The 4,327-nt window shown below is 57.6% G+C and carries 2 protein-coding genes and 1 pseudogene; 2 read left to right on the top strand and 1 reads right to left on the bottom strand.

The genetic code is table 11. The features are described from left to right. Together B3F49_RS04680 and dnaE are read left to right on the top strand one after the other, a co-directional pair. The coding region (locus tag B3F49_RS04680; protein WP_349681280.1) for a hypothetical protein at positions 1-1,184 on the top strand (1,184 nt) is incomplete at its 5' end. Further along, a complete protein-coding gene (gene dnaE, locus B3F49_RS04675) occupies positions 1,174-4,086 on the top strand; it encodes a DNA polymerase III subunit alpha (RefSeq protein WP_293909289.1) in 2,913 nt (970 codons plus the stop codon). The genes B3F49_RS04680 and dnaE, both read left to right, overlap by 11 nt. On the opposite strand, the pseudogene B3F49_RS04670 reads toward dnaE, so the two are convergent. Beyond that, positions 4,067-4,327, bottom strand: a pseudogene (locus B3F49_RS04670) (DNA photolyase); the annotation flags it as partial. The gene dnaE and the pseudogene B3F49_RS04670 sit on opposite strands and share 20 nt — an antisense overlap.

The following is a 4,327-nucleotide window of genomic DNA, read 5'->3' as shown; positions in this document are numbered from 1 at the left end:
GGCTCATGCATGAGCGAAAAGCAAGCATTGTCCATATCAACATAACCGACTTCGCAGCAGCGGTTGCTATTGCAAAGCAGCCACGCCTGGCTGGTCGTCCGTTTGCAATAGCTTTGGAAGGTTCTGCACGGAGGGTAATCATCACAACCTCCCGCACGGCTTGGCAGGAGGGAATCCGTGTCGGTATGCCGGTCAGTACGGCGCAGCGCATGCTTCCCGACTTGGAAGTACTGCCTCCCGACACCCAATCGGCGGCAAAGGCGGACAGTGCAATAGCTTCGCTGGTGGCCTCCTACTCTCCCGACATCCAGTGCGACAAAGGCGGGCATGTGTACCTGGACATGAAGGGAACGGACAGGCTCTTCGGCCCTGTACTGGACAGTGCACTACGAATACGCAAGGACATCCGCGAGCAGTTGGGTCTTGAAGGTGCGGTGGCGGTTGCTTCGAACAAGCTGGTGGCAAAAATCGGGACCAGGGCCATCAGGCCCTGTGGATTGGCCCACATCCGTGAGGGTGAGGAAGCTTCCTTTTTGGCAGCTCAGGATGTCAGCCTGCTCTCGGGGGTGGGCCCGGCCATCGCCAGGCTCCTGTCGGTTGCAGGCATCACCCAAATCGGGCAGATAGCCGCCTTGGACGACAACCAAGTCATCGCTTTTTTGGGCAGGCGGGGCCTTGCCCTGCGCGATGCCGCCAGGGGGCTTGACACCTCGCCGCTGCAAAAAGGGGTGATGGACAAGCGGTATATCCAGAGGAAGGTCAATTTCGCCGAGCCGATTCTCAACCTTACGGAGCTCAAGGCCGGCGTGTTCGCCGCAGGCGAGGATGCAGGTCTGCAGATGAGACTGGATGGCATGAGCTGCCAGGCGGTCCAGATCTGCCTTTTTTGGAGCGACGGCAGAACCAGTGAGGCAACCAAGCGGACCAAGGGCCAATGGGTTTACGATTTTGAAATTGAGGATGCCCTCTTCCAAGCGGCTCAGCAGGCGATGGGACGCCGGGTCAGGATCCTGGCCTTCACCCTCAAGCTCTTTGACTTGGGTCCCGCCCTCAAACAGACCGACCTGTTCATCCCCGAGATCCTGCATAAGCAGGACTCACTGCAACAGGCAATCGACGAGGTACGCCGGAGGTTCGGGCCGGGCATCCTCACCCATGCAACGGCCCTGTGCCATGGAAACTAGGCTTGCCCTGACCACCAGCTACTCCCTTTTGTGGGGGACGATGCAGCCCGGTCTTCTGTTCGACCAACTCAAGCAATGGAATGTAGGAAAGGTCGCCATCACCGACCGGGACAACCTTTATGGGTATCCTGCATGCAGAGAAGAGGCCCAGCGGTGCAACATCGAACTGATCTGCGCAGCCTGCCTGACCGAGGGCGACGATGCAATCTTTGCCTTTGTACAGAACCAAAAGGGATATGAGCAACTCTGCCTGCTGCTTACCAAACGCGCGCAAGACAGTGCTTTTTCCTATCTGCCCTCCCTGCTTGCGCAAAGCGAGGGGCTTGTGCTTTCCACAACCAGCCCTACCCTGCTCACAACGCTTGCCAAAAGCAAGGCCGAGCTGTATGGTGCAGTCACCCCGACCTGCCTTAGTGCAGTGCAGACTGCGCGCCGGCTCGGCATTGCCCTGCTTGCCTGCGATGATGCACTGATGCAGAACAAGCAGGACGAGGAAGTTCATCGAATCCTTCGCTGCATGGCCCTGCACAAGACTGTCGGTTCGCTAGAGCACCACGATTGCTCGCCGCCCGGCAAGGTCCTGCTCGAGCCCGACCAGTGGACCCAGGCCTTCTCCTGCTGGCCCGATGCGGTGGACAATGCAAACAAGCTCAAGGCCTACGACCCCTTCCCCTCCTCGCTCATTTTCCCTGATTATCCGGTCGATGATGAGGCCAAGGAGTTGGAAATACGTGTGCTCGCCGGTGCCGAGGTGCGGTACGGGGAGGTCAACGATGCCATCCTGGAACGCATCACCTATGAGCTGGGCATCATCAAGGACAAGGGCTTCGCTCCTTACTTTTTGGTCATGCACGACATCGTGCAGATGAGCAGCCGCACCTGCGGCCGTGGTTCGGGGGCGGCATCAATCGTCTCCTACTGCCTGTTCATCACCAATGTCGATCCCATCGCCCATCATCTCTACTTTGAACGCTTTCTCTCCCCTTCCCGGCTCGATCCCCCCGACATCGATGTCGACTTTGCCTGGGATGAGCGCGACGGTGTCTTTGCCGCGGTGTTTGAACGGTTCGGCAGGGAGCACTGTGCACGGGTTGCCAACCACAACTGCTTCAGGCTGCGCGGGGCGGTCAGGGAGACCGGCCGCTGCTACGGCCTCAGTGATACACAAATCAGTGAGGCGGAAAAGAAGCTGTTCATCAGCGGCCTGAGGGACATCGACGACCCCTTGTGGCAGACCATCTGCCGGATTGCAACCAAGCTTGAGGGACTGCCCAAGGAGATTTCCATGCACTGTGGAGGGCTGGTCATCACCCCAAGGCCGGTCTACTGCTATGCACCGCTGGGACTGAGCAGCGACGGGTATCCCTTGCTTGCCTGGGAGAAGGAGGGAACCGAGATGGCCTCTTTTGTGAAGATCGACCTCTTGGGAAACCGCTCCCTTGCCGTCATCCGCGACACCTTGGCAAATCTGGAGGAAGAGGACATCCATATAGATCAGCGGCTGTGGCACCCCACAGAGGATGAGCCTACCATCGCAGCCTTGGCAAAGGGTGATTCCATGGGCGTCTTCTACATTGAATCTCCTGCAATGCGGCAGCTGCAGAAAAAAACCGGACGAGGCGATTTCGAACACATCGTCATCCACTCCTCGATCATCCGACCTGCGGCGAATGCGTTCATCGCCGAATATGTCGAGAGGTTGAGGGGCAAGAGGTGGGAACCGCTGCATCCCAGGCTTGCCTACATCCTCGATGAGACCTACGGGATTCTCTGTTATCAGGAGGACGTATCGAAGACCGCCGTCGCCCTGGCCGGCTTCAGTGAGTCCGATGCAGACAAGCTGCGCAAGGTCATCGCAAAGAAAGCCGGAGGGGAAAAACTAAGAGTCTACCGTCAACAGTTCTTCGACGGGTGCAGTGCCAATAACGTAAGCGAAGAGACAACACAGAAAATCTGGGAGATGATGCAGAGCTTCGACGGATACTCCTTTTGCAAACCGCACTCCGCCTCGTATGCCATGGTCTCCTTCCAAAGCGCATACCTCAGGGTCCATCATCCCGCGCATTTCATGGCAGCCGTCCTGTCAAACCAAGGCGGCTACTACCGCAGCCAGGCATACATCAGCGAAGCTCGAAGGATGGGCATCCACATTGAAGGCCCCAACCTCAATCTCAGCAGGATCGCCTACCACGCCCGGGGAAACACCTTGTTCATCGGCCTGATGGCCATTGCCAACCTGACCATGCAGGCAAGAGTGCAGATAGTCGAGGAGCGAAAGAGACGAGGAGCGTTTTCCGATCTCAAGGATGCTTCCTCCCGACTGAACCTAAGTCGGGAAGACTGGGTTTCGCTGGTGGAAAGCGGATGCTGTGACAGCCTTGCCTTGCAATACCGCCGCAGCGAGCAGCTGAGGATCCTGCTTACCAATTCGGCAAGAGAGCCCGAATCCGATCAACTTGAACTCTTCACCAGGCCAAAGCAGGCTGCGGTGCAAGAGCGCGCCTTGGTGCAGGTCAAACACACCGAGGACGAACTGCACCGTGAATTCTCCGCCCTGGGATTTTTACGCAATTCTCATCCCCTGCTTTTATGGGCGCAGTACCTACGGGGACTCACACGGGTGAAAGCCTCCGAGCTCGGCCGGTACAAGGGTCGTTATGTGAATCTCATCGGCTATCAGATCACTCAAAAACAGGTCATGACCAAAGGCGGGCAGAGCATGAGCTTTGTCTCCTTCGAGGACGAGACAGCACTGTATGAGACTGTCCTGTTTCCCGACCTGTATCAACGATTCCATCCCTTGCTCTCAAGCTTGTGGCCGTTGGTGGTGTTCGGCTTGGTGCAGGACGACCAGGGAGCCCTGGTGGTGGAAGTCCAGCACCTCAAGAAAGTCGGTTCTTGAGCGCAATCTCCTTCTCTATGCGGGCGATATAGCCGCTCATATCGAATTTGCGCTCAAGGCCCTTATCGTTCATGTAGCGAATATTGCCGAAAATCGGCCGTTCGGCCCACGGCCGGTCATGCGTACCGAAACACCAGGCCACCCCTGCATAGCCGTTGGGATCGCGGCCGTCCATCTGATAGGTATTGTTCAAGGCCAAGGCACGGTTGAAAGCCTCTTTCGGGGTGGGACTCCACTCGAT

Source organism: Sphaerochaeta sp. UBA5836 (genome assembly GCF_002432845.1).
Taxonomy (GTDB): domain Bacteria; phylum Spirochaetota; class Spirochaetia; order Sphaerochaetales; family Sphaerochaetaceae; genus Sphaerochaeta.
This window is presented reverse-complemented; position numbering and strand designations above follow the sequence as displayed.

Coding starts and splice junctions, on each gene's coding strand:
- dnaE (WP_293909289.1), top strand. CDS start 1,174: ATGGAAACTAGGCTTGCCCTGACCACCAGCTACTCCCTTTTGTGGGGG.